19 protein-coding genes are annotated in these 22400 nt (G+C 32.6%); 18 read left to right on the top strand and 1 reads right to left on the bottom strand.

Annotation, left to right across the window (positions count from 1 at the left end):
• The first annotated feature begins 59 nt into the window (after positions 1 to 59).
• The 12 genes from D3P13_RS08460 to D3P13_RS08405 all read left to right on the top strand — a co-directional run bounded on the left by D3P13_RS08460 (position 60) and on the right by D3P13_RS08405 (position 9580).
• Positions 60 to 1412, top strand: coding sequence for a DEAD/DEAH box helicase (locus D3P13_RS08460; RefSeq protein ID WP_117881316.1), 1353 nt, complete (start codon positions 60 to 62; stop codon positions 1410 to 1412).
• A gap of 49 nt (positions 1413 to 1461) precedes the next feature.
• Positions 1462 to 2040: an RNA polymerase sigma factor gene (locus D3P13_RS08455; protein WP_117881313.1), complete on the top strand. Its 579-nt coding sequence runs from the start codon at positions 1462 to 1464 to the stop codon at positions 2038 to 2040.
• A gap of 48 nt (positions 2041 to 2088) precedes the next feature.
• Positions 2089 to 2400, top strand: a complete 312-nt coding sequence (locus D3P13_RS08450; RefSeq protein WP_117881310.1) for a hypothetical protein — start codon at positions 2089 to 2091, stop codon at positions 2398 to 2400.
• Between the two features lie 2 nt (positions 2401 to 2402).
• Positions 2403 to 2873: a hypothetical protein gene (locus D3P13_RS08445; protein WP_117881308.1), complete on the top strand. Its 471-nt coding sequence runs from the start codon at positions 2403 to 2405 to the stop codon at positions 2871 to 2873.
• 143 nt (positions 2874 to 3016) lie between these two features.
• Complete coding sequence (locus D3P13_RS08440) at positions 3017 to 3304, top strand: EF-hand domain-containing protein (protein ID WP_117881305.1); 288 nt, start codon at positions 3017 to 3019, stop codon at positions 3302 to 3304.
• A gap of 43 nt (positions 3305 to 3347) precedes the next feature.
• Positions 3348 to 4775: a CotH kinase family protein gene (locus D3P13_RS08435; protein WP_117881302.1), complete on the top strand. Its 1428-nt coding sequence runs from the start codon at positions 3348 to 3350 to the stop codon at positions 4773 to 4775.
• A 104-nt stretch (positions 4776 to 4879) separates the two neighbouring features.
• Entirely contained in the window at positions 4880 to 5629 is a 750-nt protein-coding gene (locus D3P13_RS08430; protein ID WP_117881299.1) for a hypothetical protein, read from the top strand.
• 114 nt (positions 5630 to 5743) lie between these two features.
• On the top strand, positions 5744 to 6241 hold the full coding sequence (locus D3P13_RS08425; protein WP_157972869.1) for an EF-hand domain-containing protein: 498 nt from the start codon (positions 5744 to 5746) through the stop codon (positions 6239 to 6241).
• A 15-nt stretch (positions 6242 to 6256) separates the two neighbouring features.
• Positions 6257 to 7390, top strand: a complete 1134-nt coding sequence (locus tag D3P13_RS08420; protein WP_117881294.1) for a YHYH protein — start codon at positions 6257 to 6259, stop codon at positions 7388 to 7390.
• A gap of 68 nt (positions 7391 to 7458) precedes the next feature.
• Complete coding sequence (locus tag D3P13_RS08415) at positions 7459 to 8214, top strand: YHYH protein (protein WP_117881291.1); 756 nt, start codon at positions 7459 to 7461, stop codon at positions 8212 to 8214.
• 1 nt (position 8215) lies between these two features.
• Positions 8216 to 8863, top strand: coding sequence for a toxin-antitoxin system YwqK family antitoxin (locus D3P13_RS08410; RefSeq protein WP_117881288.1), 648 nt, complete (start codon positions 8216 to 8218; stop codon positions 8861 to 8863).
• Between the two features lie 36 nt (positions 8864 to 8899).
• Entirely contained in the window at positions 8900 to 9580 is a 681-nt protein-coding gene (locus tag D3P13_RS08405; protein ID WP_117881285.1) for an SCO family protein, read from the top strand.
• 8 nt (positions 9581 to 9588) lie between these two features.
• Here the strand turns inward: D3P13_RS08405 and D3P13_RS08400 are convergent, their stop codons facing one another.
• On the bottom strand, positions 9589 to 10734 hold the full coding sequence (locus tag D3P13_RS08400) for an alkaline phosphatase (RefSeq protein ID WP_117881282.1): 1146 nt from the start codon (positions 10732 to 10734) through the stop codon (positions 9589 to 9591).
• Between the two features lie 530 nt (positions 10735 to 11264).
• On the opposite strand from D3P13_RS08400, the gene D3P13_RS08395 reads away from it, so the two are divergent.
• The 6 genes from D3P13_RS08395 (at position 11265) to D3P13_RS08370 (ending at position 21870) form a co-directional block, all read left to right on the top strand.
• Positions 11265 to 12476, top strand: a complete 1212-nt coding sequence (locus tag D3P13_RS08395) for a site-specific integrase (protein WP_117881279.1) — start codon at positions 11265 to 11267, stop codon at positions 12474 to 12476.
• Between the two features lie 991 nt (positions 12477 to 13467).
• The gene (locus tag D3P13_RS08390; RefSeq protein ID WP_117881276.1) at positions 13468 to 13779 is read left to right on the top strand and encodes a DUF6660 family protein; all 312 of its coding nucleotides are present in this window, start codon (positions 13468 to 13470) and stop codon (positions 13777 to 13779) included.
• Between the two features lie 119 nt (positions 13780 to 13898).
• The gene (locus tag D3P13_RS08385; RefSeq protein WP_117881272.1) at positions 13899 to 18233 is read left to right on the top strand and encodes a CusA/CzcA family heavy metal efflux RND transporter; all 4335 of its coding nucleotides are present in this window, start codon (positions 13899 to 13901) and stop codon (positions 18231 to 18233) included.
• Between the two features lie 4 nt (positions 18234 to 18237).
• Positions 18238 to 19443: an efflux RND transporter periplasmic adaptor subunit gene (locus D3P13_RS08380; RefSeq protein WP_117882223.1), complete on the top strand. Its 1206-nt coding sequence runs from the start codon at positions 18238 to 18240 to the stop codon at positions 19441 to 19443.
• A gap of 2 nt (positions 19444 to 19445) precedes the next feature.
• Positions 19446 to 19862, top strand: coding sequence for a Fur family transcriptional regulator (locus tag D3P13_RS08375; protein WP_117881269.1), 417 nt, complete (start codon positions 19446 to 19448; stop codon positions 19860 to 19862).
• Between the two features lie 55 nt (positions 19863 to 19917).
• Positions 19918 to 21870 (top strand): heavy metal translocating P-type ATPase, encoded by a 1953-nt coding sequence (locus tag D3P13_RS08370; protein WP_117881267.1) that lies wholly within the window; start codon positions 19918 to 19920, stop codon positions 21868 to 21870.
• The last annotated feature ends 530 nt before the right edge of the window (positions 21871 to 22400 follow it).

Raw genomic sequence — 22400 nt, 5'->3', positions numbered from 1 at the left:
AAAAAAGAAAGTAGTCAAGATGGTCTCAATACCTTACTTTTGCATAAAATTTTATAATGATGGAAACTTTTGAAGATTTTAAGATTTCTAAACAGTTAGGATATGCTATTGATGATTTGGGGTTTACAACTCCAACTCCAATACAATCAGAGGCATTTCCTGTTATCGCTTCGGGTAAAAATGTTATAGGAATTGCTCAAACGGGTACAGGTAAGACGTTGGCTTACATGCTGCCTATTTTGCAACAACTTAAATTTTCTGAAGAAAAACATCCAAGAGTTTTGGTGTTAGTACCTACTCGAGAATTGGTTGTTCAAGTTGTTGAGGAGATTAATAAGTTTGGAAAATACCTAAACAATAGAGTTATAGGTCTTTATGGAGGAACTAATATCAATACACAAAAAGCGATGTTAGATCAAGGCTATGACATAATTGTTGCCACACCTGGACGCCTATATGATTTGGTGTTGAGTAGAGCATTACAACTTAAATCTATTAAAAAATTAGTGATAGATGAAGTTGATGTTATGCTTGATTTGGGTTTTCGATTTCAGTTGACTAATTTGTTTGATTTATTACCCGCCAATCGCCAGAACATAATGTTTTCTGCAACAATGACAGATGATGTTGACCAGTTAATTACTGACTTTTTTGTTGCTCCAGTAAAAATAACGGTGGCGTTAAGTGGAACACCACTTGAAAATATTACGCAAAGTTGCTATATGGTTCCTAATTTTTATACCAAGGCAAATTTGTTAATTGATTTATTAAAAGACGCTACAACTTTTAAAAAAGTACTGGTCTTTGTTTCTAATAAAAGAAATGCAGATAGGTTATTTGAAGAGTTGGACGAAACGTATAACAACGATCTTTGTATCATTCATTCTAATAAAACTCAAAATTATAGATTACGATCTATGAAACAGTTTGATCAAGGAGTCAATAGAATATTAGTTACGACTGATGTAATGGCACGTGGTCTTGATTTAAATGAAATCTCTCATGTAATCAATTTTGATACACCTAATTTTCCTGAAAATTATATGCATCGTATTGGTAGAACTGGGCGTGCAGAAAAGAAGGGAGAAAGTATTTTATTTTATACGGAAAGAGAGCAGGAATATAAAAACGTCATTGAAGATTTAATGCAGATGAAGATTGAAGAAATTCCATTTCCTGAAAGCATTGAAGTCTCCAAACGGTTAATACCGGCAGAACAACCAAAAACGGACGAGCCTAAAAATCAGCTGAAAAAAAGAGATGAAACTTTAGGATCAGGTTTTCACGAAAAGTCAGAGAAAAATAAAAAAACCAATCAAGGTGGGTCTTATCAATATAAGATTGCAGCAAAATACAAAAAGCCAAAAACCAGAGGAGATAAGAATTATAATAAACGGAATAAAAAGAAGTAACTACCGGCAAGTCATTTATTAATTAAATTCTATTTTTAACATTTACGTATTGCAAGAGGAGCAGTTTATAAAAGAATTACAACAAGGCAAACAGCATGCTTTTAGTCAATTAATTGATGACTATCAGCAAAAAGTGTTTTCAACTTGTATCTCGTTTGTTCCTAATAAAGAAGATGCTGAAGATATTGCACAAGAGGTTTTTGTTGAGGTTTTTAATTCCATAAGTAGATTTAAGGGAAATTCTAAATTATCTACTTGGATTTACCGAATAGCAACCAATAAATCATTGGAATTCATTAGAAAAAAAAGTACTAAAAAACGCTTTGCATTTTTACAATCTATTATAGGAAATGATATTCCTGCTGATAGTACCAACTATTTTACGGAAATGAACCATCCGGGAGTATTGTTGGAAAACAGGGAGAAAAGTGAAACACTTTTTAAAGCTATAAATCAATTGCCAGAAGCTCAGAAGGTGGTATTTACACTAAGCAAAGTGGATGGGTTGAGCTATCAAGAAATTAGCGATATTACAGAAAAAAGTATATCCTCTGTTGAGTCTTTACTCTTTCGAGCAAAGAAAAAATTACAAGAAATATTAGAAATTTATTATAAAAACAATAAATGACGCAAGTTTTTATAAATTATAGCATCTAAATTAGTAGAATTAAAAGTCATGGAAACAAATAAGAACATACAACATAAAATAGAGCGTACGCTAGAGGCGATGGACACTATTGAAACGGTTAATGTGTCTCCTTTTTTAAAAGGTAAAACCATGAATAGATTGTTCGCTGAGAAGGAAGAACAGCCAACAATTTGGTCTTGGTTTACACCTAAATTACAATTGGCTACTTTGGTCTGTATAATTGTTTTAAATATAGTCGCTTTTACGAAGTTACAAGAAACAAAATATGATGAAAATGTTAGTCAGTTTGCTGAAACGTATGGATTATCAACAAATACCGCAACCTCGTTATTAAATTAATCATGAAGAAAAATTTACTCTTATACATTCTACTCGCATTTTTAATCGTAGTCAATGGATTCTTTTTATTTAATTATTTAGGAAGACCTGGTGCAAAAGGACCAAAAGGGCCAGATGATTTTATAGTGAAACAATTAAAATTTGATCAATCTCAAATGGATCAATTTAAAACGATAAGCAATGCACATCGTAAAAAAATGAACACTATTTCTGATGACATAAAAAAACAAAAAGACGTTCTATTTAGTAAAATTTCAAAAGACTCATTAAATAAGCAGGAAATTGATTCCGTTACAACGATTATAGGTATGAAACAGTATCTATTAGAAACTGAGGTGTTTTATAATTTAAGAGCCATCCATGAATTATGCAATGATGAGCAAAAAAAACGATTTAATGATATTATTAAAAATGCACGACATGGAGGTAGTAATCCAAATCAAATGCCTCCTCCACCATCTAAAAATGATTAATAGTACCGTAATTTTTTTACAAAATAGTTTCAAGGACCCTCAAAATACTGAGGGTCTTTTTTTTGCATTTTTTTAACATTTGAGTCCACAAGTTATTTTTGAATTAAACATCTAAAGTTATATAACATTTAAAAATAATACATATGAAAAGTAACACAATTAAAACAATAGTAATAGTTTTTGGATTAACATTATTTATTTCTACGAGCTCGTTTGGGCAATCAGGTAACAAACAGGAAAGAAAGAAGCCGCCAACATTTACGGAACTGATTAAACAGATGGATGCCAACGAAGACGGTAAACTTTCTAAAGATGAAGTTAAAGGACCTTTAAAAGATGAATTTACGACTATAGATACTGATGAGGATGGTTTTATTTCTGAAAAAGAATTTGAAAAAGCACCAAAACCAAAAAGAAGAGAAGGAAAATAATTTAAAGAAATAAAAAGAATTTAAATATTAACAAATCAGACAGATGAAGAAAATTAAACAGAATGTCAATATGCTTTTTATGGCATTAATTTTTAGTGCTATAATCGTATCCTTTAATTCTTGCAGTGATGATGATACCATTACTGAAGATGAGGAAGAAATAGTTGAAGTTGACGATACCGATTTTATTGCAACGGATTGGACAACAGAGACACATACCAAAGATGTAGACCCAAACTTTGATGAAGTATTTGAAGATGAAGCTGTAAAACGAATTGATATTGTAATTTCAGAAACACGATGGCAAAGTATGTTAGATGATATGACAAGTCTTTATGGCACTTTTGGTGGGGGCAATAGACCAGGAGGGGTTTCATCTGATGTGGATGAGAATCCAATTTTTGTCCCAGCAGAAGTGTTTTATAATGGACTAGAATGGTATAGAGTAGGTGTGCGATTCAAAGGGAATTCAAGTTTGCAAACGAGTTGGCAATCAGGTATTTTAAAACTATCTTTTAAACTTGATTTTGACGAATATGAAGATGATTATCCACAAATCGATAATCAACGTTTCTATGGCTTTAAAAAATTAAGCCTTAAAAATAATTTCGATGATAAATCAATGTTGCGTGAAAAGGTAGCTACCGATGTATTTAGAAATGCTGGTTTAGTGGCATCTCACACGGCATTTTATACGGTTTATGTAGATCATGGTGATGGACCACAGTATTTTGGGCTCTATACGATGGTTGAAGAAGTTGATGACACTGTTTTAGATGATCAGTTTTCAGATGATGATGGTAATTTATATAAACCAGATGGTGACGCAGCAAGTTTTGCGGCAGGTTCATATGATGAAGATGAATATGTAAAGAAAAATAATGAAGACGAAGCTGATTTTTCTGATGTAAAAAGTTTATTAGACATTCTGAATGATGGTTCAAGAACCGCAGATGCTGAGGCTTGGAGATCAGATTTGGATGCTGTTTTAGATACCGATGTGTTTCTTAAATATTTAGCCGTAAATACGGTGGTACAAAATTGGGACACTTATGGGAGAATGACGCATAATTATTTTTTATATAATAATCCAGAAACTAATAAATTAACATGGATTCCTTGGGATAATAATGAAGCATTGCAAACCGGTAAACAAGGTGGTGCATTACCTTTAGATTTTTCAGGGTTAAATACTTCAGAATGGCCATTAATTGGGTATTTATATGCAGATGATGTTTATAAGGATAAATATGACACTTATGTGCAAGAAGTTGTAGAGGGGGCATTTAGTACGAGTACAATTCAATCTTTATATGGAACCTATTCTGCATTAATTGAGCCTTTTGCAACTACAGAAGTAACGGGTTATACCTTCCTTAATAGTAGTTCTGATTTTCAGACCGCCGTAAACGAGTTAAATTCACATGTTTCACAAAGAGCATCAGCGGTTAGTAGTTATTTAAATAATTAATATAAAATTTCATTTTGAGTTAGTTTTTGCTAAAAGCTTCGTGAGTAATCACGAAGTTTTTTTATAAAAACAATATTATTAAAATGATATAAAAAATTTTAGCGATGAGGTTATTTAGAAAAATCAGAAAAAATTTATTGATTTCAGGGAAAATTAAAAGTTATTTCGTCTATGCATTAGGAGAAATTTTACTGATTGTTATTGGGATATTAATTGCTTGGAAGATAAATAATCTCAATGAAATTAAAAATAATAGGATTGTAGAATTAAAAATATATGAAAGCTTAAATGAAGAGCTTAATTCAAACTTAGTACTTTTAGATTCATCAATTACTAGATATACTGAAAATGTCAAAGTAATTAAAAACACGATGAGTTATATGGGGCTGCAATATCAAGAACTTACGGATGACGTAAAAGAAGGAATTATTAGTGTCGATTATAAAATAACAAAGTTGCATAATGCTTCCATAAACTCAGTGAATAGCACAAACAAATTTGAGTTTATTGAAAGTGGTTTGTTGAAGGAATTAATTGCCGCCTATCCGAGTGAACTAGATAATTTTGAAAATCAGGAAACAAAAATTCAAAATATTGTTATTAATCGTTTACAACCACTGATAGAAGCACATATATCATTAATTGAAATTCTTTCAGGGCGATATTCTAAAGACAATAAAATTCAGGCCCTTTCAAAACAATCTAATTATGATAAATTATTAAATAATAGAGAATTTCAGAATACTTTAATTGATAGACTTTTGCAAACAGAAGTCCAATTAGCAATCGCTAAAAGTTTAATGGATAAAACAAAAACCATAGCTATTAATTTAAATAGGGAATTAGATAATTAACGGAGCTATTAACCTATTTGAAGAAAAATGTAATTTAGCACAAGTATTTTTGATGAAACACATCTAAATAAATAAACTAGCGAATATAAAACGATGAGAAATTATAATTTAAAAATGACAATCACCATTTTCACTTTACTGTTATGTGCCAGTATTTTTGCTCAAGGTCCAGGTGGGCAAAGAGGTAAACGAGGTGGGCAGAATAATGGAGGAAAACCTGATGCATCTCAAATTCTATCAAAATTGGATACAAATAATGATGATAAGATAGATGTTGATGAAGCTTCAAAGGATCAAAGAGGTAAAATTTCTCAAGATTTTGATTTAATAGATACTAATGATGATAAATATATTGATTTATCAGAATTAGAAGCATCTTTAAATGGTAATGGACCTAAAGGGGAATCAGCAGTGAGAATAATGAAAGAAGTTGACGATAACGCTGATGGTAAATTAAATGCACTTGAAATTGCTGCAAAAGAAAAACTTTTGCTGACTAATAATTTTGAAGAAATCGATACGAATGACGATAATGAAATTGATTTAGAAGAATTAAAATATTTTTTATCTAAATCAGATAAAAAGAAGTCTAAAAAAAGAAAGAAACAATAATACATAATTATACAAATGGGAAAAATTTATAGTGTAGTTGCTATTATTCTTGCAGGTGTTATAGTAAGTTGTAGTTCTCAGAAAAACACATTTTCAGCTACAACTGAAACTGTTTCTGTTGGAAAGGTACCTCATATTCATAATGATTATTTTGGATCATATGATTTAGAAGATGAAATTTTTGGTACAAAAACTATAGTTACGGTAACCGCTAATGAACGTAAAATGGTAACCAATTCTTTGCCGAATCATAAAACGGGTCAGTTTCCCAATAAAGGGAATCCAAATACAATTGCAGCACAAAACAAAACCTATACTTTTCCTTTAAGTCCTAAATATATTGGCGAACCTACATGGGTTAGGGAGCCGGGAATAGCCTTAAATGGCGTAAAATTTGAACCAGGAACTGCAGAGGTGGTAGTTTGTGATACAGGAGAAAGCTATCGGGTTGAGGCTTTTCAAGATTTAATTAGTTTAGGTCTTGACTTTAACCATGCACATGTTCAACCTACTGGTGCCTATCATTATCATGGTGCCCCAACATCTGTTATCGAAGATTTTGATACTGGTGAAGATTTGGTACATGTTGGTTTTGCAAAAGATGGGTTTCCTATTTACTTTTCTAAAACAAATGCTTATAAGCCAAGTTATAAATTGTTAGTTGGAGAGCGTGAAGGTGAAGATTGTACCTACACAAACCCTATGAATTCAATAGATGTTTCTGTTGCAGATAAGCATGATGGAACTTATACTTCCGATTTTGAATATGTTGAAGGTGTTGGTGATTTAGATGAATGTAATGGTATTACAATAAATGGAAATTATATGTACATGGTTACTACTGATTTTCCTTATGTGAGTCGTTGTTTAATGGGCGAAATGACAGAAGAAGAACATCAAGGTCCACCAAGAGGCCAACAACCAGTTGGGCAAGGAAAGCGTCCAAGTGCTACGCAAATAGTTAAACAAATGGACGTAAATAATGACGAAAAACTTTCGAAAGAAGAGGTTAAAGGACCATTGTTGGAACAATTTGATCAGGTTGATTCTGATAAAGATGGTTTTATAACGAAAGAGGAACTTGAAAGTGCTGACAAAGATGATAAACAAGGACCAGGGAATAGAAAACGACCAGTTAATCAAAATTAATTTTATCCTTACCGCAAGTTTATTTAAGAAAACACATCTAAAAAGAAAACAATACTAAAATATAACAAATGAGAAGATTTTTTAAGAATAGCATAACATTTATAATTTTAATAGTATCTATCAACTTTATTGCTTGTAATAGCGACGATGATATCAATGGGGAATCTTCAGATATTTCTTTAACAGAATTACCGGCTGAATTTGCTGCATTTAATACTGATGCAGTTAGTGCTTATTTATCTGATGGAGGTACAACTATTACCATTGAAACTACCGGATTACCAAATCATAAATCTGTTTATTGGGGAGAAGGTAATTCGCTTTATATGGAAGAGGAGGGTGTAGAAGTTACGCCGTCAATAATGTCAAGTAATAATAATGCTACTACCATAACGGTAGATGCTACTCCCAATTTAACAGGTAATACAGTTGCAACGCAATTGAATACTGTTGGAATTGCTGTAAGTGGAGCTTCAATTTTTAATGATTCAGAAGGAAATGGTCCTTTAAGTCAAGCAGCAGCCAGTTTAGATTGGACGGGTGCACATATTGGACCAGGTGTTTATCATTATCACTTAGAACCGATAGCATTTAGTAATGACGATGATAAGCTGAATGGTATCTTGTTAGATGGTGTATTTATTTATGGAAGAAAATGTAATTCTACGGGTACCTATCCAACAGATTTAGATAGTTCAGGAGGTCATACCACTACGACTCAATATTCAGAAGGTGTGGAGGAATATCACTATCATATCATAAATGAAATCTATTCAAATACAGAGTCTTATATCTTATTTGCAGGACCTTATCAAGGATATTAATATGAAAAGCACTAGTTTATTTTTAGTACTTTTTTCAATATTTATTTTGAGTTGTAAAAGCACTTCAGAAGAAAATGTCAGTTCACTAGTTGAAGTTGAAACGATTTCAGACATAGAAGTGACTAAAAATAAACTGGTCCTTAATGGTAATGAAGGTAATTGGTATTACAATAATAATCTTTTTAATGGTTTTTTAGTAAGCTATGGTTCGAATGGAAATTTAGAACAAAAGGTTGGGTTTTTGAATGGGAAAAAAGAAGGTGTTGCTAAAATTTGGTTTCCAAGCGGTCAATTAAAGGTAGAATCTAATTACCGTAAAAATAAATTGGTAGGTAGTTATAGGGCTTGGTGGAAAAATGGGGTATTGGCTTCAGAATCAAATTATGAAAATGGAAAATTGCATGATGTCGAAAAGCGTTGGTATGATTCTGGTCAATTGGCAAAGCAAATGCACTATACTAATGGGAAGGAAGAGGGAATGCAACAAGCTTGGCTTAAAAACGGTAAAATATATGTCAATTATGAAGCCAAAAATGGCCGAATTTTTGGAATGAAAAAAGCAAATTTATGTTACCAATTAGAAGATGAGGTTGTCATAAAAGATGCCAGAAGCGAATCCATTTTTGGTGACGCTAAAAAGAAAGAATAATGCAAGGTTAGATTCTTCAATATAATATATGCATACATGAAATATTTAATGATCTTTTTTCTTGTTATCACGATTGGTTGTAAAGACGAGGTGAAAAAAGAAAACATAAAAGTAACTGAAACGAGTAGGGTAGACTATTTACCTTATTATAATGAGGAATCATTTACACCGAACTGGTTAACACCTAATACAGATGAAGAGCAAGCATTTCATAAAATACCCGATTTTGAATTAATCAATCAATTGGGAGATACCGTTACACAAAAAACTTTTGATAATAAAATTTACATTGCAGATTTCTTTTTTACAAGTTGTCCAGGTATTTGTCCAAAAATGACAAGTAATATGGTCAAACTGCAAGAAGAGTTTAAGCAAGATAAAGAAATATTATTTTTATCGCATTCAGTTACACCAACTATTGATTCTGTGGCTGAGCTAAAAAAATATGCAGAAAAACATGGTGTCATAGATAATAAATGGCATTTAGTTACTGGTGACAAAACAGCTATTTATAACCTTGGCAGAAATCAATATTTTGTTGAAAATGATTTAGGAGTACCTAAAAACATAGATGATTTTTTACATTCAGAAAATTTTCTTTTAATTGATAAAAACAAACATATTAGAGGCATTTACAATGGACTAAATAGAGCTTCTTTAGCTCAGTTAGTTACAGATGTAAAAGCTTTAAAAGATGAAAATAGTCATTTGAACTAATTCAGCTACTATTTTTGTTCATTAACCATTTCGATAATTTTATCAAATATTGCCGTATTTTCATAAATTCCAGAAAAATTGGCTTCACCTGGGCCATATGCAAATACTGGAATTAAGGTAGCAGAATGCCCTCCCGTAGAAAAAGAACCTTTTATTTTGTTATAATCTCCATCATCAGATGCCAGGGTATAGCCACCAGTTTCATGATCTGCAGTTATAATAACTAGGGTATTACCGTCAGCTTCAGCAAAATCTAAAACACGTCCAATAGTTTTGTCAAAATCTAAGACTTCTTTTTTAATATATTCAGAATCATTTGCGTGTCCACCCCAATCTATTTGTGAACCCTCAACCATTAGGAAAAACCCATTTTTACCTTTTACTTCATTTTTATTTAGATAAGAAAGTGCTAATTCGGTTGCATTTAATAAAAAATCTCCTCTTCCTTGATCCATTCTCGGCATCGCATCCTTTGACAATAAAAAACCATATTTTTTAGATTTTGATAGAGCTTGACTCTTTTCAAGACTTAAGGTGTCAATGGTAAATCCATTAGTTACAAATTCATTATAAAGTGATGTGTCATCTTTTCGATTAAAGAAAAATTGTTTACCACCAGCAGCAAAAAAATCTACTTGTGAACTTGGTAATTCACTAGCTATTTCTTCGGCCATGCCTCTAGATTTAACATGAGCAAAAAAGCTTGCAGGAGTTGCATGAGTTATTGAAGAAGTAGCAATTAAACCCGTTGCATATTCTTTATTAGAAAGATAATCTACAATGTTTTCAGCAGAAAGGGTATCTATATCTACACCTATTGCACCATTATAGGTTTTTTGGCCTGCAGAAAATGCTGTAGCACCAGCGGCCGAATCAGTAATTAAATGGCTACCTGAAGATGTTTTTATTAATCCAATAGTATTAAAACGACTAAAGTTGGGTTCCGTTTCTTTTGCAAAGTAACTACTCGAAACTTGCGATACCCCCATGCCATCACCAATCATAAGTATAATATTCATTGGTTTGTCTTCTTGTATTGGTTTTATGTCATTTGAACTTACTATTTTTTTTGAACTACAAGCGTTAACAAATAGTATCAAAACCAAAAATGAAATAAACTTAACCGCGATACTTTTATTTAGTCTATGAATCATAATATTTTATATTTTATTAAAAATTTAATAGAACAATATTAATAAATTATAAAAGATTCCTTCAGGTTTTTACAAAGAATTTTTTGCAACTAGTTTTAAGTTGTATACGGACCAATATATCAATACTATTCTAATTTTATTAAACCGTGAAAATTTTAAGCTAAAGCAAAATAGAATATGGTTTTGAAAAAAAAGGTTATGAGTATTTAGTTATTACTGATTTGAAAATGAGAATATTATATTAAAAATAAGTAAAGTGTTTTACTCGCGTAGTAGTTGTTAAAAACAGAAAATCCAACTTAACTAAATAAGTTGGATTTTAATTTCTGCTCCCCCTCAAGGACTCGAACCTTGGACCCTCTGATTAACAGTCTTAAAAGTTTGTTTTTCATATAGTTGCATTTAGTCTCTTTTCTTCTGATTTTCAGTATTTTACGCTTTTTTATTTTGTATTTGGTTGCAGAATATTTACATTTAATAGCTCATTTGTTGTACCTATGTTGTACCCATGTAATTTATAAATCAAAATTATGGCTTCAGTTAAGATTGTTTTAAGGAAAAAGAAATTGTCAGATGGAACATTTCCCATCTTTCTCCGTGTAACTAAAGAAAGGGAATCTAAATTTTATACAACCCCTTTTAGCAGTACAGTTGACGAATGGAAATCCTCAACAGGCAGTTTTAATAAAAGAAAAGAAAATTATATTCAAAAAAATAGACTTTTACTGAAATTTAAAGATAGGGCATTGCAAATTCTTACGGAATTGGAAATTGATAATCCTGATTATACAATATTAGATTTTGATAATAAGTATAGAATTACTTTTAATCCTTTAAAGAATGATGTATTTGCATTTTGGGATGAAATTATTGAAGAACAAACTAGAGCAGCCCGTATAGGAAATGCGAAAGTGAATAATGATGCTATGACCTCTGTAAAAATATTTCATCGATTCAAAAAACTATCTTTTAAAGGGCTTAACCCAACATTTTTAAATAAATATGAAGTGTTTTTAAGATCAAGAGGTGGGACAGATGGAGGCATTGGGGTTAAGATGAGAGCCATTAGGGCAATATATAATATGGCAATACAGCGAGGGTTAATAAAGGAAAGTTATTATCCGTTTAGAGCTTATAAGATATCTAAGCTTAAAGGAAAGTCAGCTAAAAGAGCCTTAAGCTTTGAAGAAATAATGGAAATCGTCAATCTTGATTTGGAAGGTTATTCTCATTTAATTAATGCAAAGAATTTTTTTGTATTCAGCTTTTATACACGTGGTATGAATTTTAAAGATATGGTTGAATTAGAGTGGAATGATATTCATTCTAATTGTATACATTATATAAGGAGTAAAACTAAAGGTAATTTTAGAATTAAAATTCTACCACCTGTTCAAGATATATTAGATTATTACCAAATATATGGATATGAAAATAAATATGTATTCCCTTTGCTTTACAGAGAAGATTACACACCAACTCAAGTTGCAAACAGAAAACATAAAGTACTAGGGATTTACAATAAACAACTTAAAGAACTTGCGGAATTATGTGATATCAAAAAGAATATTAGTAGCTATGTAGCAAGACATAGTTTTGCCAATTGCCTTAAACAAAAAGGAGTTGCTACAGATATAATCAGTGAATCTATGGGACATCAAAATTTAGCCATTACACAAGCTTATCTCAAAGACTTAGATACCGTAGTTATAGATGAGGCATCTGAGTTACTGTTGAGTTAAAAAGCTATGACCATTTAAACAAAGTCTGCTTAATTATTATCTATATATTGATAGAGATATCTTTTATTTTTTTTCCTGCTAATTTAGTCTCATAAAACGTGAATTAACGAAACTCTTAAAAGAGACGGAAAATAAGACTACTATTTTGCCGAAGTATCATTAATTAGTTTTGTCTCAAAAAACGACCATTTTTTGGGACAAAGAAACTTCATTATTATAATTCAATCAAATAGTATAAATATTTAAAATTATTGGTAACTATATTTCTTATATTTGGAGTATATAGGTAACAGTACCTATATTCCTACGTTAACCTGCAATTATCGATTCGGGAAGGGCTCTTTTTTCTAAGTTTTATGGATAGCCTAAGGAGTTGTTTTTTCTTTATTAGATTAAGGGAATATCGACTTTAGGAGATTATTGCCCAAGTAGTTTAGCTTGGCAGCGTAGAAAGTTTACTTTCTGAACGTGGACACGTATAAACTACTTGAACAAGTAAGTGAAAAATTCTGACAAAGTCAAGTTTTTTATTGAATTGTTGGATCTAAAAAAGAAAAAAGAACGTGTTTTTAGTTTCCCATAACGAACGCATCATATTACTTCTATAATTCATACGTTATGGGGTAGCTCAGAAAAAAGGAGTTCATAATATTTTTCCGAATAGCTAACTGTATCTTTATTTATTTTATTATTTTTAGAGAAGATAAAAATTAAAATAAAACAGCAGTTAACAGACTTTATAAATAATAGCACCCTTCGGGATGCTACTATTCATACTGCAACGTTGTGCATAATGCGGAAATCGTGCTAAAATCGAACATTTGAACTAAAAAAGCCAACGCGCAAACAGCACATTCATTTTTTGCCAACGCTCAAAAAAGCCAACGCTCTAAAAAATAAAAGAGCTGTTTCTTTCCACCGCACAAATCCGAACAAACCAATGAACATCTTTGCAACACCATTGCATTAATAAATTCATATATTTGCATCAATGAAACATTTAGCATTCATATTGTCAATTTACATTTTCGCACTTAATGTAGCACCTTGTGCGGATTATGTTGTGATTGATGATGATGCTAAAACTGAAATCTCACAAGCTATGGATAACGACCACCAGCACCAAGATTCAGATTTATGTTCCCCTTTTTGTATTTGCCAATGTTGCTATATTAGCGCAACTTATATGCAATTTGTAGATTTAAAACTCGATATTACTCCTATTTCTACTCAAGATTTTCTCTCCTTAAATGGTACAGAAAAAGATTTTAACACTTCTATTTTACAGCCACCAAGGGCATAATTCAGTTTTTTAAAGGATAGCTATATCCTAACGTAATGCTTTTTAACGTGAGTATTGCTTCACATTTAATGTTCGCTCTTGCGTGGATTAATAATTTCAACTGAATTAACACCTTTTCTATGATTAATAAAATCATTGATTTTTCAATCAATAACAAATTCATTATTGGTTTGCTAACGCTAACCATTGTAGCAGCAGGTATTTGGAGTATGACCCAAGTTCCTATAGATGCTGTTCCAGACATTACCAACAATCAAGTACAAGTCATTACGCAAGCACCCAATTTGGGAACACAGGATATTGAACAATTTGTTACCTATCCTGTAGAAGTTGCAATGAGTAATTTACCTGATGTCAAGGAAATCCGTTCTATTTCACGCTTTGGCTTATCTGTTGTAACCATAGTTTTTGATGATGCTATGGGAACATATTTACCTCGTCAATTAGTATCTGAAAAATTAAACGAAGTAAAAGAAGAAATCCCAAATGGTTTTGGCACACCAACAATGGGTCCAATATCTTCGGGATTGGGAGAAATTTACCAATACACACTTAAAGTAAAACCAGAATATAAAGACAAATATTCCATTACAGATTTGCGAACGATGCAAGATTGGATTATCCAACGCCAAATGGCAATGGTAGAAGGTGTTGTTGAAGTTAACGCCATTGGTGGTAAAATCAAGCAGTACGAAGTTGCTGTTGACCCAAACGAATTAAAGGCAATTGGTATTACAATTACCGATGTTTTTGAAGCTCTCGAAAACAACAACCAAAATACAGGTGGTGCATATATCGAAAAAAACCACCAAGCCAATTTTATTCGAGGCGAAGGTTTGGTGCGCAGTTTGGAGGATATTAAAAATATTACAGTCAAAAATTCAAATAACATTCCTATTACTGTTGGCGACATTGCGACAGTTCAATATGGTGCTGCAATCCGTTATGGTGCAATGACGCAAGATGGCGATGGCGAAGTGGTTGGCGGAATGGTTATGATGCTAAATGGTGCCAATTCAAACAAAGTAATTAAAAATGTAAAAACCCGAATTGCTCAAATTGAAAAGTCCTTACCAGAAGGTGTTACCATCGAACCCTTATTAGACCGAAGTAAACTAATTGCAGAAACCACATCAACCGTCTCAACCAATCTTATTGAAGGTGCTTTAATAGTAATTTTCGTTCTTATCTTCCTTTTAGGAAATTGGCGAGGTGGTTTAATTGTAGCTTCCACTATTCCATTATCCTTATTATTTGCTTTTATATTAATGAATGTTTTTGATGTTTGGGCAAACCTAATGAGTTTGGGTGCAATAGATTTCGGGATTATCGTTGATGGTGCTGTAATTATTGTAGAAAGCACCGTTTTCCTAATAGCTTCCCAACTCTATAAGAACAAAAAATTGACATCTAAAGAACGTGATGGCATCGCTTCCAGCGCATCAAAAAAGATGATGAACGCTGCCTTTTTCGGTCAACTTATCATCTTGATTGTATTTCTTCCCATTTTAGCTTTAGAAGGGATTGAAGGTAAAATGTTCAAGCCAATGGCATTAACTTTCATCTTTGCTATGATTGGAGCAATGGTACTTTGCTTGACGTATGTACCAATGATGTCTGCTTTGATTTTAAGAGCACCAAAATCTGATAAAAAATCCTATGGCGATAAATTTGTGCATTGGGTAGAACGTAAATACCAGCCTTTATTAGAAAAATCTTTATCCAAAGGAAAACTAATAATAGGTATTTCGGTGGTTCTTTTCGGAATTGCTGTGTTTACGTTCAGCAAAATGGGTGGCGAATTTATACCACAACTCGATGAAGGCGATATTGCTTTTCACGCTATTTTAAAACCTGGCAGTTCACTTACAGAAACTATAGAAACAACAACTAAAGTTGAGCAAATTATAAAAGCGAAATTTCCTGAAGTTGAAAAAATAGTCAGTAAAATTGGTGTTGCCGAAATTCCAACCGACCCAATGCCAATGGATTTAGCAGATGTTTTTGTAATTCTAAAACCTAAAAGCGAATGGACTACTGTTTCGACAAAAGATGAACTCATTGAAGAAATAAAGAAAGCAGTTGAGATAATTCCTGGAGTAAACTATGAATTTACCCAACCCATAGAAATGCGTTTTAATGAATTACTCGAAGGTGTCCGTGAAGATATTGCCATAAAAATTTATGGAGAAGATATAAATATACTGTCACAAAAAGCAGAAGAAATTACCAAAATAATCGCAGGAACTGAAGGAATTGGCGATATGAAAGCAGAAGCAACCACAGGCTTACCACAAATGACAATAACCTATAACCGAAGTAAATTAGCACAATACGGACTTCAAATAAATACTTTAAACCAAATCGTACAATCTGCATTTGCAGGTGGAACAGCAGGCGTTATTTTTGAAGGCGAAAAACGTTTTGATTTGGTGGTGCGTTTAAATTCTCAAAATCGAACAGATATTTCAGATGTTCAGAATTTGTATATCAATTTACCATCAGGAACTCAAATTCCGCTACGTGAAGTTGCAGACATCAGCTACAAAGCTGGTCCAATGCAAATAAGTAGAGATAATACCAACCGAAGAACCTACGTAGGTATTAACGTGAGAGGTCGTGATGTAAAATCGTTGGTAACTGAAATTAAATCAAAACTGGATGCCAACCTCGAACTGCCATCAGGATATTTTATTCGGTATGGTGGTGCTTTTGAAAATTTGGAACGTGCAAGCAACCGTTTACAAACCGTTGTACCAATTGCGCTACTGTTGATTTTTGTGTTAATCTATTTTGCACTAAAATCACTTCCACAAACTTTAATGATTTACATCGCTATCCCAATGGCAACCATTGGAGGTGTTTTTGCATTGTGGTTACGTGATATGCCTTTCAGCATTTCGGCAGGTGTCGGTTTTATTGTCTTGTTTGGTGTTGCTGTTTTAAATGGCTTGGTAATGATTAGCGGATTAAACGAGCTAAAAGATGAAGGCGTTACCAATCTTAAAGACAGAATTATTGAAGGTACAAAACGAAGAATAAGACCTATTATGCTAACTGCTTTTACAGATGTTTTGGGATTTTTACCAATGGCAATTTCAGCATCAGCAGGCGCAGAAGTACAACGACCTTTAGCAACAGTAGTTATTGGTGGATTGTTGACATCTACATTATTAACCTTATTCGTTTTACCAATTTTATATCATTGGGTGGAAAATAAATCGTTCACGTTTAGACCTAATAAAAAAGTGGTAACAGTTACTGCAATGGTAGCATTTTTGTTCTTATTGCCAATAACAGGAAATGCACAACAAGTAAATGATACGTTGCCGACTGTTTCAATGGATGAAGCTGTAAAGATTTCAAAAGAAAACTATCCAAGTTTAAAACAAAGGCAGTTGGAAATTGAAAAACAGCAACAATTAAAAGGTACCGCTTATGATTTTGGCACAACTCAAATTTTTACAGGTGGCGAAGAAATCAATAATGGAACAGGAATTTATACCACAGTTGGTATTGGACAATCAAATATTGATGTCTTTGGTATTGCGCCAAAACGAAAATTACAGGAGCAGCGTATTTTATTAGCGCAAAAAGCCTTTCAACTTTCAGAATTAGAATTGGAATTGGAAGTTAAAAAAGCGTGGTCAAATGCCTTTCAGAGTAAACAAAATTATAATCTGTATGCAGCATTGGATTCCATTTACACCAATTTTGAAAAAGCGGTGGAATTAAATTATGAAGTGGAAGCCATTTCGAAACTGGAATATTCCGCAGCTAAAAACCAAGCTTTACAAATTCAAAACAAGTTTTTGCAAACAAAGAGCAACTATCTAATTGCATTACAGCAGTTGAATCTATGGCTCGTTTCGGATGAATTTTATAACGTACCAGACGAATTGGATATCACTAATGAAATTGATATAAACGATTTCAATGCAAAAGAACATCCTTTATATAACCTTGCGCAAATTCAAATAGATGAAGCAGAAGCAAATTACAAAGTTGCAAAAGCCGAAAATCTACCCAAATTCAATCTTCAAGGTGGTTTGCAAAACGTAAATGGTAATTCTGGTTTTTACACCTATCAAGCTGGTATATCAATTCCATTTCTATCTGGCACAACAAAAGCGAATATTAGAACTGCAAAAATTGACAAACAAATTGCCGAAACTAATATTCAATTCAGACAAAACGAAGTTGAATCTAAATTTATTCAAGCCAAAGAAAACTATCTAAAGTGGAAAACATCGTGGCTCTTTTATAAAGAACAAGTATTACCACTTACAAAAGACCAAAAAACAGGCGCATTATTCGCTTACAAAGAAGGCGAGATTGATTATTCGGCATTTACACAACTTATAAAAGAAGCTATTCAGAGCGAAATTGAAGCACAAACAGCTTTGGCAAATTATTTAGAAAGCACTTTTGAATTACAATATTTTAAAAATTAGAACTATGAAAAACACACTATATATCATCTTGACAATTTTAATATTGTCATTTTCAGCTGCCTCTTGTGGCAACAAAGAAAATCACAATGAAGAAGATGGACACGCACACGATGAGGAAACCAGTACTAATCCTAAAGAAGAACATCACGAAGGAGAAGAAGTTATGTTATCATCACAACAATTTGAAGCCTTAAAAATGAAAATTGACACCATTACCTCACGCAATATGAGTGGCTATGTAGAAGCAAACGGAACTTTGGAAGTGCCACCACAAAATGAAGCTGCCATAACTTCGGTTGTTGGTGCAAATGTGGTTTCTATTGAAGTGATTGAAGGCGACAAAGTAAACAAAGGTCAAGTTGTTGCATACCTTTCACATCCCAATATTATACAAATGCAAACCGATTATTTGAATGCGTATAGCAACAGCACTTTTCTAAAGAAAAACTATGAACGACAACAAAAATTATATAATGCAGGTGTAGGCTCTGGTGCAAATTTTCAAAAAGCAGAAGCAGAATATGACGCATCAAAAGCTATGGTTAATGGAATGGCAGCACAGTTAAAATTGTTGAATATTAATTCAAATTCAGTCGCAAATGGTACGATAGTGCAACGTGTGGCATTACGCAGTCCCATTGAAGGTTATGTGCAAAAGGTGGAAGTGAAAACAGGACAATATGTTGAACCACAAACCGAACTCTTTGAAATTGTAGATACGCATCACGTTCACGCAGATTTAATGGTTTTTGAAAAAGACGTTTACAAAGTAAAAAAAGGTCAAAAAGTTACCTTTAATATACAATCTATTGAAGATGATGAATTGAGTGCAGAAATATATTCAGTAAGCAAAACTTTTGAGGATAACCCAAAAGCGGTTCACGTTCACGCAGAAATTGAAAACAAAAAAGGAAATTTAATTCCAGGAATGTACATTCAAGGTAGAATACAGACAGAAAGCACTAAAACAATGGCATTGCCAGAAAGTGCTATTGTAAAAGAAGGCGACAAATTTTATGTGTTTTCAGTTGAAAAAGAAAATGTGGATTGGAGTTTTAAACCAATTGAGGTTATTTTGGGAGATAAAGATGGCGATTGGGTAGCAATTCAATTTTCCGAAGAAATAGCAACAAATACAAAGTTTGCTTATAACAATGCGTACTACCTAATTGCAGAAATGAAAAAGGGCGAAGCAGAACACGCACATTAATTATGCAAACAATAGAACAATTATTAGAGTCAAAAGATATACGAGTTACGGCAATGCGATTACTTATTTATAAGTTTCTTGCACAAAAGCAAGTAGCGGTAACATTAAGCGATATTGAAAACGCTTTTGAAAAAGCAGATAGAACAACTTTGTACAGAACGGTAAAGACATTTGAAGAAAAAGCAATCGTTCATCAAATAGATGATGGCACAGGAATTACCAAATATGCACTTTGCGAAAAAGGTTGTAATTGCGAAATTGAAACCGATTTACATTTACATTTCCATTGCAATAATTGCAATGAAACCGTTTGTTTAACAGAACATAAAATCCCACAGATTAAAGTGCCAAACGGGTTTATTTCCGAAGATATAAATTTGGTAGTAAAAGGTATTTGCGATAAATGTAGTGGTCAATAAATGCACTTCCATTGCACTTATTTTTTAAGCATTTTTACAATATAATTGAATATAAATGAAAAAGAAAAAACTTAATTTAAAAGACCTAAATCCAAATTCTGAAAAAGAACACAGTCACGATGATGGTCATAATCACGGAAGTAAACCGAATAATTTTAAGGCATATATTCCAGCAATAGTAAGCTTCATAATACTTATTGTTGGTATTGCTTTAGATTACTTTGATGTTGCATTTTTTAAAGATTGGATTCGCATTATTTGGTATAGCATCGCTTATTTACCAGTTGGATTTCCAGTTTTAAAAGAAGGTTGGAATAGCATAAAAAAAGGCGATGTTTTTACAGAGTTCTTTTTAATGTCAATTGCCACAATTGGCGCATTCATTATTGGCGAATATCCCGAAGGTGTTGCGGTTATGTTATTTTATGCAGTTGGCGAATTGTTTCAAAATGCAGCAGTCAATAGGGCAAAATCGAACATAAAAGCGTTGCTCGACGTAAGACCAAACGAGGCTTTGGTGTATAGAAATAATGATTTTATTTCGGTTAATCCTGAAACTGTAGAAATTGGCGAAAAAGTACAAGTTCGTGTTGGCGAAAAAGTGCCATTAGATGGTATTTTACTTTCTGATAAAGGTTCGTTTAACACAGCAGCTTTAACAGGCGAAAGCAAACCTAATACGATTGCCAAAAGTGAAAAAGTTTTTGCAGGAAGTATTAATCTCGATGGTGTGATTGAAATTGAAACCACTAAAGAATTTAAAGATAGTTCCATTGCAAGAATTCTCGATATGGTACAAAATGCCACAGCCAGAAAATCAAAAACCGAATTGTTCATTAGAAAATTTGCACGTATTTACACACCAATCGTTGTGTTCTTGGCAATTGGAGTTACGTTTTTACCTTACTTTTTTGTGGATGATTATGTATTTAGAGATTGGCTGTATCGTGCCTTGATATTTCTTGTAATTTCTTGTCCTTGTGCGTTGGTAATTTCAATTCCGTTGGGTTATTTTGGTGGATTGGGAGCAGCTTCAAAAAATGGAATTTTATTTAAAGGTGCATCTTTCCTTGATGCTATGACCAAAATAAACACGCTGGTTATGGATAAAACTGGAACAGTTACAAAAGGCGTTTTCAAAATTAAAGAGGTAAAAGCAATCGGTTGGGAAGAAACCGAATTTATGAAATACCTAATGGCAATGGAGGAACAATCCACACATCCAATTGCCAAAGCCATTTTGGAATATAAAGCAGAAGGCGCAGATTTTAAAGCTTCCGATGTATCAGAAATCGCAGGAAAGGGTTTAAAAGGAATCGTAAACGGAAAATCTGTTTTAGTTGGAAATAAGGCTTTAATGACTGCCAATAAAATTGAAGTCGCAAAAGAAACCAACTCGATTGTAGAATCCATTGTTTTAGTTGCTATAAATGATAAATTTGCTGGTTATGTAGTTATTGCAGATGAATTAAAGGAAGATGCAAAAGAAACAATTATTAATTTACGTAAGATAGGAATAACAACTATTATGATGCTTTCGGGCGATAAAGATTCCATTACCCAAAAAGTAGCATCCGAATTAAATATCAAACAAGCCAAAGGTGGATTATTGCCCGAAGACAAATTGAATGAAGTAGAAATATTAAAGAAAAATCCAGAAAACAAAATTGCATTTATTGGCGATGGAATAAATGATGCACCAGTTTTAGCAGCAAGTGATGTTGGTATTGCAATGGGTGGTTTAGGAAGTGATGTTGCAATTGAAACCGCAGATGTTATTATTCAAACCGACCAACCTTCAAAAGTGGTCAGAGCAATAAAAATAGGTCGTTCCACTCGAAAAATTGTTTGGCAGAATATAGGCTTGGCATTTGGAGTGAAAGTGATTGTGTTGATTTTAGGAGCAGGTGGATTAGCTACAATGTGGGAAGCGGTCTTTGCAGATGTAGGTGTGGCACTTTTAGCAATTTTAAATGCAGTTAGATTACAGAAAATGAATTGGGATTGAGTAACATTGCGTAAAAATTTGGTGCTAAATTGAAAAATCGATAACCGAAATGCCAACGCTTAAGCCATACACATTTACAGTCGCATCATCCAAGCTTCGCCAAAACTGTAAAAGAGTATGTCTTGCCAACGCTCACATCTGAACTAAACAAAAAACATCGGAAAACCAAGCTGAACGTGAAAAGCACTATGCACAACAACTAAGCATTCGGCTTGCCGATAGGCTATAGCTGAATGATATGTTGACTAATCCAAATTCAGATTAATTTTCGGTTGCTATGGGGATATAGTTGATAATTGTCTGTGATTTAAAAAACAACTAAGCATTCGGCTTGCCGATAGGCTATAGCTGAATGATATGTTGACTAATCCAAATTCAGATTAATTTTCGGTTGCTATGGGGATATAGTTGATAATTGTCTGTGATTTAAAAAAGTAGCGAAGTAATTTTTACTTTTTTTAGGTCTTATTTAAGTTTTTATTGGTTAAAATCTCAATCTAAAATCAATTATTGATTAATTTTCATTTTTC

Origin of the sequence: Aureibaculum luteum, assembly GCF_003449015.1 — a bacterium.
GTDB classification, from domain to species: domain Bacteria; phylum Bacteroidota; class Bacteroidia; order Flavobacteriales; family Flavobacteriaceae; genus Aureibaculum; species Aureibaculum luteum.
The sequence above is the reverse complement of the archived record's forward strand: the minus strand, read 5'-3'. Positions and strand labels throughout refer to the sequence as shown.

Bases quoted from the DNA above. Each gene is read 5' to 3' on its own strand.
- D3P13_RS08460 (WP_117881316.1), top strand. From the start codon at position 60: ATGGAAACTTTTGAAGATTTTAAGATTTCTAAACAGTTAGGATATGCT.
- D3P13_RS08450 (WP_117881310.1), top strand. From the start codon at position 2,089: ATGGAAACAAATAAGAACATACAACATAAAATAGAGCGTACGCTAGAG.
- D3P13_RS08445 (WP_117881308.1), top strand. From the start codon at position 2,403: ATGAAGAAAAATTTACTCTTATACATTCTACTCGCATTTTTAATCGTA.
- D3P13_RS08440 (WP_117881305.1), top strand. From the start codon at position 3,017: ATGAAAAGTAACACAATTAAAACAATAGTAATAGTTTTTGGATTAACA.
- D3P13_RS08435 (WP_117881302.1), top strand. From the start codon at position 3,348: ATGAAGAAAATTAAACAGAATGTCAATATGCTTTTTATGGCATTAATT.
- D3P13_RS08430 (WP_117881299.1), top strand. From the start codon at position 4,880: ATGAGGTTATTTAGAAAAATCAGAAAAAATTTATTGATTTCAGGGAAA.
- D3P13_RS08425 (WP_157972869.1), top strand. From the start codon at position 5,744: ATGACAATCACCATTTTCACTTTACTGTTATGTGCCAGTATTTTTGCT.
- D3P13_RS08420 (WP_117881294.1), top strand. From the start codon at position 6,257: ATGGGAAAAATTTATAGTGTAGTTGCTATTATTCTTGCAGGTGTTATA.
- D3P13_RS08415 (WP_117881291.1), top strand. From the start codon at position 7,459: ATGAGAAGATTTTTTAAGAATAGCATAACATTTATAATTTTAATAGTA.
- D3P13_RS08410 (WP_117881288.1), top strand. From the start codon at position 8,216: ATGAAAAGCACTAGTTTATTTTTAGTACTTTTTTCAATATTTATTTTG.
- D3P13_RS08405 (WP_117881285.1), top strand. From the start codon at position 8,900: ATGAAATATTTAATGATCTTTTTTCTTGTTATCACGATTGGTTGTAAA.
- D3P13_RS08400 (WP_117881282.1), bottom strand. From the start codon at position 10,734: ATGATTCATAGACTAAATAAAAGTATCGCGGTTAAGTTTATTTCATTT.
- D3P13_RS08395 (WP_117881279.1), top strand. From the start codon at position 11,265: ATGGCTTCAGTTAAGATTGTTTTAAGGAAAAAGAAATTGTCAGATGGA.
- D3P13_RS08390 (WP_117881276.1), top strand. From the start codon at position 13,468: ATGAAACATTTAGCATTCATATTGTCAATTTACATTTTCGCACTTAAT.
- D3P13_RS08385 (WP_117881272.1), top strand. From the start codon at position 13,899: ATGATTAATAAAATCATTGATTTTTCAATCAATAACAAATTCATTATT.
- D3P13_RS08380 (WP_117882223.1), top strand. From the start codon at position 18,238: ATGAAAAACACACTATATATCATCTTGACAATTTTAATATTGTCATTT.
- D3P13_RS08375 (WP_117881269.1), top strand. From the start codon at position 19,446: ATGCAAACAATAGAACAATTATTAGAGTCAAAAGATATACGAGTTACG.
- D3P13_RS08370 (WP_117881267.1), top strand. From the start codon at position 19,918: ATGAAAAAGAAAAAACTTAATTTAAAAGACCTAAATCCAAATTCTGAA.